We start from the raw sequence: 7,248 nt of genomic DNA on the forward strand, positions 1-7,248 counted from the left end.
CCATTCCACCCTCAAGCACTGCATAAGTCTGATTGAGTATTGGACTTTGCGCTATTTTGCACGCTTATCCACTTATACAGCCGAAACAGGTTCACTTGCGTTGTGTACCGCTAACTTCCTATCGCTTGCTTCGGGCCGGCCCCCGGAGACCCCACCGTTGGCCAGTGACGCCCTTGCGATTCGGATTATCTTCCCCTCAATCAGGGTGATGCAGGCATCTATTGTCCTGCTGGGTTTGCCAGCTTCGCTGGGCAAACAAAAAAGCCGCTCATAAGAGCGGCTTTCAAATGTAGAGTAAAATGAGTGAATTTTAGTTGGTCATTAAGGCATAAAAACCTAGTGCAAAGCAGCCTCTAAAAAGGCCCATTGGTCGGCATAGCCCTGAATACGCATCCATGTGGGTGTGCCAGCGCCATGACCTGCTCTGGTCTCAACTTTTAGCAGTATGGGGTTATCACATCCTTGGGCGGCTTGAAGCTGAGCAGCAAATTTATAACTGTGCCAAGGTACAACCCTATCGTCGTGATCGCCTGTAGTTACCATAGTCGCGGGGTAACAGGTGCCTGCTTTTGTGTTGTGTAACGGCGAATAAGCATAAAGCGCTTCAAACTGCTCTTTGTCTTCACTCAATCCATAGTCTGAAGACCATGCCCGGGCATTGGCACTAGGCGTATGATAGCGCAGCATATCTAACACGCCCACTGCCGGTAGGGCTGCTGCAAATAAATCTGGCCGTTGAGTGATAACAGCACCAACCAACAAGCCTCCGTTTGAACCGCCCTGCACCGCCAGCTTTTCACTTGATGTGTAGCCCTTATCAATCAGAAAATTTGCCCCTGATATAAAGTCATCAAACACGTTCTGCTTGTTTAATTTAGTGCCAGCTAGGTGCCATTGCTCGCCGTATTCGCCACCACCACGAATGTTCGCAATAGCAAGCACGTTACCCTGCTCTACCCACACCATGCGAGAAATAGAGTAGCTAGGCAGTAAAGAAATATTAAAACCGCCATACCCGTACAATAATGTTTTGTTATTGCCGTCTAGTTCTATGCCTTTTTTATGCACAATAAACATAGGTACTTGGGTGCCATCTTTGCTGGTATAAAATACTTGCTTGGTCACGTAGTTGTCGTAATTGACGCCAGTATCAATGGTTTTAAAAACAGAGCTTGTTCCGATGTCTACATCGTATTTAAAAACCTGCCCAGGGTTTGTAAAACCGGTCAGCTTATAAAATGTCGAGTCTGCATTTTTACTGCCATTAAAGCCTGATACATTGCCAATATCTGAAAACGCTAATTCCTTTAGCTTATTGCCTTTGGTGTCAAATATAACAACGTTTGCTTTCACGTCTTTTAAATACTGTACGAACAGTTTACCGCCAAGCAGAGATACACCGCGAAGCGTTGCATCACCGCTTTGTATGATGGTGGTTCTATCACTGACGACTTTGCCCGTTGATGATGTATCGCTTGCCGAGCTATCCGTTAGAGAAACTTGAATTACTTTTCCGGTAGGTGCGTTTTCAGTAGATGAGAAAAAGAGCGTGTTGCCTTCTTCACCGATAAGCTCGTACCTGCCATCCCATTTATCAAAAATTGGCACCAGAGGCCCTTCTTCGTTAAGGGATTTCGCATAGACACCGTTCGACTGATAGCCTTCGAATACTGAAATAAGCAGCGTTTCGCCATCTTGAATTACCTCAGGATACGGGTTCCATGTTGGTTTATCATCAAACTTAAATACAAGCTTGTCTTCGCCCTGCTCGGTGCCTAATTGATGAAAGTAAATTGAAACGGTTTGGCTATCGTCATACTCACCGTTTTCATCTTGTGGATACCGAGAATAGTAAAAACCCGTTTCGTCAGGCAACCAGGCGATATTAGTGAACTTCACACCGCTTAAGATATCGTTAGTGTCTTGCTTTGTACTCACATCACGTACGTGCACTGTTTTCCAGTCGCTGCCGCCGTCAGACAGTGTATAGGCAAGATAACCTGCTTGAGGGCTCACCTCGGTAGAGGCCATAGACACGGTGCCGTCGTCACTTAGCGTGTTGGGGTCGATAAGTACGTCGAAGTTTCCTTCTCCTTTCCCTTCGCCTTCTACATCGCTGGACACATACATGACATACTGATTCTGCAGCCCGTTGTTGTAAGTATAAAACACCTTCGAATTAACCATATAAGGTGTAGAGTACTTCTCGTAATCCCAAAGCGCAGTTAGGCGCTCTGTATAGCGCTCGTGAGATGGAAGCGCACTTAACAGCGGTTTAGCTAACGCATTTTGCGCATTAACCCACGCTTTTACCTCAGGTGTATCCTGCGCTTCTAACCATCGATAAGGGTCGCTTACTTTCACCCCGTGATAATTATCTACTTGAGAAACCGTTTTTGCCGTTGGGTAAGCCGTTGATGCAACAGACAGCGTAGGCATTGAAGTGGCGGCGCCCGTTTCTTTTGTGCTTAGGCTTGAGATGTCTGCACTATCTTTTGAGGCCGAATCAGATTGGTATGCCGAATTACAGGCGACCACCGCACCGGCCGCTAGCACCACAGCAAATGAACGCATTGATTTTATTTTCAAATTACTCTCCTTAAAAACACGGCCGTTTTGAAATCAGCCTACATTTTCAATTTCAGAATTACTGTTGGCCGCGTTATTCTTACCTTTAAACATCATTCTTATGTCGTTAAGAATTAAGTACAGCGCAGGAACAAGAAGCAATGTAATGACAGTGGCAAACAAAATACCGAACGCCAGTGAAATGGCCATTGGTATTACAATTTGCGCCTGTAAGCTGCGTTCAAATACGATAGGCATCAGGCCCATAAACGTAGTCAGTGAAGTCAAGATAATGGCCCTAAAGCGCTGCGTACCAGCACTTATGGCGGCATCCATTAACGACAGTCCCTCTTTACGAGCTCGGTTTACAAAATCAACCATAATGAGGCTGTCGTTTACCACAACTCCCGACAGCGCAATAATTCCGCAGATGGACAGCACGCTTACCGCCATACCAAGCACCAAGTGACCAATAATGGCACCCACCACGCCAAAAGGTATTACCGACATAATAATAAGCGGCTGACTGTAAGAGCGAAGCGGAATGGCCAACAGGGCATAAATGGCAAACAGAGCAAACAGCAGTCCTTGCATCAGGCTGAAAATAGCGTCGGCTTGTTCTTTCGAATTACCCTGTAGTTTAAATTCAACGTTGGGATAGCGAGCCAGTAAGTCTGGCATAATGTTATCTACAACATCATACGTCACCTCAGACGGGTCCATTAAGGCCTTATCCACTACACCTGTAATGGTAACCGAGCGTTTACCGTCAACGCGAATGATAGAGTCGAAGCCTTGACCTAAATTGAAGGTTGCGACTTGTTCAAAAGGGATCTCTTGGCCGTTTGGCGCTCGCACGCGCATATTTTCAAGGTGCTCAATAGAGCTGCGTTCAGATTTTGGATAGCGCACCATCACTTTAATCTCTTCATCGTCACGCTGAATACGCTGTACCTGCGCGCCGTAAAAACCAAAGCGAACTTGCTGCCCTAACTGCTGCAGCGTAATACCAAGGGCATCCGCTTGTGGTTTAAGCGCCAGCTGAATTTCATCGCTACCACCAGAGAACGTATCGTTAATGTCGGTAACGCCTTCGTAGGTATCAAGAACTTCTTTTATTTCATCCGTAATGGCGCGAAGCGCATTAATATCGCTAGAACTAAATTCAAAACTGAGGTCTGCGCCACCGCCTGGCCCACCTGGCGAGCTAATGCTAAAGGTTTTCACACCGGGAATTTCTGGTACTTCTTCCCGCCAGCGATCTTGAATATCAAAGTCTGACAGTGTGCGAGTTTCCCCTTTGGTGAGCTCTGCAAAAATTTCACCACCCAAGTTTCCGTTATCAAAAGTCATAGCGTGCTTAATAACGTTAGAGCCCGTTTCTTCTTGAATCTTTTTGTCCATTCTACTCATGGCATCTCGAAGGGTATCGAGCACGCGGTCGCGCTGAGCAATGGACGAACCAGGCTCTAACTCAAAACTTGCCGACATAAAGTCGCTTGGAATACTGGGGAAAAATACAAACCGCACAATCCCGCCGCCAAATAAACCAACCGTTAGAATAAGCATGGCTAGGAATGTGGCTACGGTGGTATAGCGGTTTCTCACGGCCTTAGCCAAAAATGGGGCGTAGGTATTGTGAATAAACTTCTTAATGCCTTCGCTGAAGAAGTCTCTAAAACGCTGAAATTTGTTTGCTTTTGCCGGGTCGTAAGGTTTGAGCTTCATGTGCACTAAATGCGCGGGCAATATCAGCTTTGACTCTATTAGAGAGAAGACAAGACAAACAATAACCACCATACCGATGGTTTTCCAAATAATGCCGAAGGGCCCAGATACCATTAGCATTGGCGAGAATGCGGCAATGGTTGTTAACACGCCAAACGTTGCGGGCATTGCTACCTTTTTAACTCCAGCGATAACATTTTCTGCACTGTGGCCTTTTGCATCTATTTCGGAATACGCAGACTCCCCCATAATAATGGCGTCATCTACCACAATCCCCAGAACTAATATAAAAGCAAATAAGCTAAGCATATTAATAGACACGCCAATCATGTCTAAAGGCATTACCAATAAGGTACCTAAGAAGCAAACAGGTAGCCCAATAATGACCCAAAACGCCAGCTTAATTTTAAGAAACAGAGACAACACCAAGAAAACTAACAAGGCACCGAAAAACATGTTTTCTAGCATCATGTTGAGTCTGTCAGCGAGGTAAAACGAGCTGTCTCCCCATGTGTCTGCTGTAATGTGCGCTGGGAACGTCTCTTTTTCTTTGTCGATGTATTGGTTAACTTGCTCAGATATTTCTAAGGCATTTTGATCGCCCACAGCGCGAACACGCAAACTGACCGCAGGCTTTCCATCAAATAAAGCGTACTGGTTATTCTCGATAAAGCCATCGTTGATGTAGGCCACATCGCCTAAAGTTACTCGCGTACCATTGCTGTTTGACACTAAAATAATTTGTGAAAAATCCCAACCGGTGTACGCTTGCCCTTTCGTTCTTAATAAAATGTCGCCGTTTTCAGTTCTAATTGAGCCGCCTGGTAAGTCGATACTTGACTGGCTAAGACGCGCCACAACATCGGCAAAGGTGAGGTTATATTTTTGCAGGTCAGATTCAGAAAGCTCGATTGAAATTTCATAATCGCGAGCACCCACCACCTGAACACTCGATATGCCGGGCAGGTTTGCAATATCATCGCGAAGGTCTTTTGCAAACTCTTTTAACTCGCGCTCGTTAGCATCGCCATACACCGATACCCAGATAACGTCTTGCTGAATCTTTTGTCGATATATAACCGGTTTTTCTGTATCGGCAGGAAAGCTGGGAATTGCGTCAACCTGTACCTTAATTTCATCGAGCAAAGACTTAACGTCGTAGCCCTCTTCAACTTGAATACTTACGGTTCCCATGCCCTCAACTGCGGTAGCGTTAAGCTGCTTAATTCCCTCAAGCTCTTTTACGGCTTCTTCTATTTTAAGCAGTACGCCCTCTTCCACTTCTTGTGGCGCTGCGCCCAAATAAGGAACTCGAACATTGACTACATCAATTTCGAAACTTGGAAACACTTGTTTTTGAATTGAAAGTGCACCAAATAAGCCACCAACGACCAATAGCCACATCAATAAGTTAGCGGCTACGTTGTTGCGTGCAAACCAAGCAATCAACCCGCTATGTGTATCTATACGACTCATTCGCTGCCACCTTCTGAGGTATCAGTATTAATTTTTTCTCTATCTGAATTTTTATCAGTGCTTTTATCTAGTTCAGCTTCTTCGGCTAACACTATTTCATCGCCTGGTAGTCGAACTTTCATTCCGTTATAAGGGTTAGGAACTGCACTTGTCACTACTAGAGTGCCTTCGTTTATACCGCCGCTAATGAACACGTCTTCAGCCGTGGTGCGTGTTACATCAACAGGAACAATTTCAAGTTCGCGATTTTCATTCACAGTCAGTACGGTGTTATCTAAACGAAGAATATTGCGGGGAAGTACTATTAAGCTTTCGTCTCTGCCCGAGGTAATCTCGGCCTCAACAAATTGTCCAAATCGAAGTGGAGAGTCTTGCTCGTCATTAATTTGATAAGGCAACGTCACTTCTACTACAGCAAAAACCACACGGCTTCCGGTATCCAAAATACCTTCAGAGCGAACTAGGCGTCCAGTCCAACTGCGTTTTGCACCGCCCACCGTAGCCCGCAAAGTAACCTCTGCACCGTCTGATGACTGGTCGGCAATGTTGATAAACCTTAAGTCGCCATCGGTAATAGGCAGTCTTACCTCAGCCGTATCAGTTGAATACACCATACCGATTGGCGTTCCCATTGCTACGAACTGACCTAAATCGATATTTCGCTCAACTACAATACCATTGTAAGGCGCTTTTATTTTTGTGCGCTCCAAGTTACGTCTTGCACGCTCTAATTTTGCCTCAGAGGCTTTTACATTCGCTTGTTCTTTGGCGAGTTGCGGCTTGCGCAACCCCAACTCGGGAGGCGTTGAGTTGCGTACTGAACGCCATTCTTGTTCAGCAACTTTTCCTCTCGCAATTTCTTCTTGTAGCGCAGCGTGCGCTTGCGCAAGTTCAGCCTCAGCAAGCTTCATATCGGTCATGTAATCTTCTTGCTCTAGCACAGCAAGCACATCGCCTTTTTTAAACGTTCCCCCTACTACAAAATCGCCAGATAGAGAGACGACTTGTCCACTTACCTGAGCACTCAATGCAGTTTGATGTTTTGGGACAACATTACCCTGTGAACTGACGACAAAACTAATAGACTCGGGTGACACCTTTTGCGCGTCTACCAAAAAGGCCGGTATCTCAACGGGAACCTGTTCGGGTGGTTTTTTAGCGCTGATCATGATTGCTGCTGCAACGAACGCAACAACAATAATAATAAGTGGTATACCACTCTTCTTTAGACCGGAGTTCTTCATTTTCTATCCCTAGGAACGTGTTGCGAAGGTCTGTTAAATAAGACCTGATATTTTTTTATTGTATGTAACCAGTGTACTGATTTTTCTTTTCTGTTGCTTTACATAGATTGATAATCATTGAGCCTCCTCCCTATCAGCATAAACTAAGTTTATCCTAATAGGCGACCAAACCAAGGGAGAAAACTCAATGAACTTTTATACTAATACACATCCGTACTATTGTGGAATCGAT

General features: G+C 45.3%; 3 protein-coding genes and 1 pseudogene. 1 reads left to right on the forward strand and 3 read right to left on the reverse strand.

From position 1 onward, the window contains the following. Positions 1-274 (forward strand): annotated as a pseudogene (locus O9X84_RS19305) (hypothetical protein); the annotation flags it as partial. A gap of 62 nt (positions 275-336) precedes the next feature. Here the strand turns inward: O9X84_RS19305 and O9X84_RS19310 are convergent. Genes O9X84_RS19310 through O9X84_RS19320 form a run of 3 tightly spaced genes read right to left on the reverse strand, consistent with a single transcriptional unit; the run spans position 337 to position 7,016 of the window. Further along, the gene (locus O9X84_RS19310; protein ID WP_269521284.1) at positions 337-2,589 is read right to left on the reverse strand and encodes a prolyl oligopeptidase family serine peptidase; all 2,253 of its coding nucleotides are present in this window, start codon (positions 2,587-2,589) and stop codon (positions 337-339) included. Between the two features lie 33 nt (positions 2,590-2,622). Beyond that, positions 2,623-5,772 (reverse strand): efflux RND transporter permease subunit, encoded by a 3,150-nt coding sequence (locus O9X84_RS19315; protein WP_269521285.1) that lies wholly within the window; start codon positions 5,770-5,772, stop codon positions 2,623-2,625. Beyond that, positions 5,769-7,016, reverse strand: coding sequence for an efflux RND transporter periplasmic adaptor subunit (locus O9X84_RS19320; RefSeq protein WP_269521286.1), 1,248 nt, complete (start codon positions 7,014-7,016; stop codon positions 5,769-5,771). Before O9X84_RS19320 ends, O9X84_RS19315 begins: the two co-directional genes overlap by 4 nt. Positions 7,017-7,248 lie beyond the last annotated feature (232 nt).

Source organism: Alteromonas sp. BMJM2 (assembly GCF_027257845.1).
Lineage (GTDB): Bacteria > Pseudomonadota > Gammaproteobacteria > Enterobacterales > Alteromonadaceae > Alteromonas.

Excerpts from the sequence above, each read along its gene's own strand:
- O9X84_RS19320 (WP_269521286.1), bottom strand. The coding sequence starts at position 7,016 with ATGAAGAACTCCGGTCTAAAGAAGAGTGGTATACCACTTATTATTATT.
- O9X84_RS19315 (WP_269521285.1), bottom strand. The coding sequence starts at position 5,772 with ATGAGTCGTATAGATACACATAGCGGGTTGATTGCTTGGTTTGCACGC.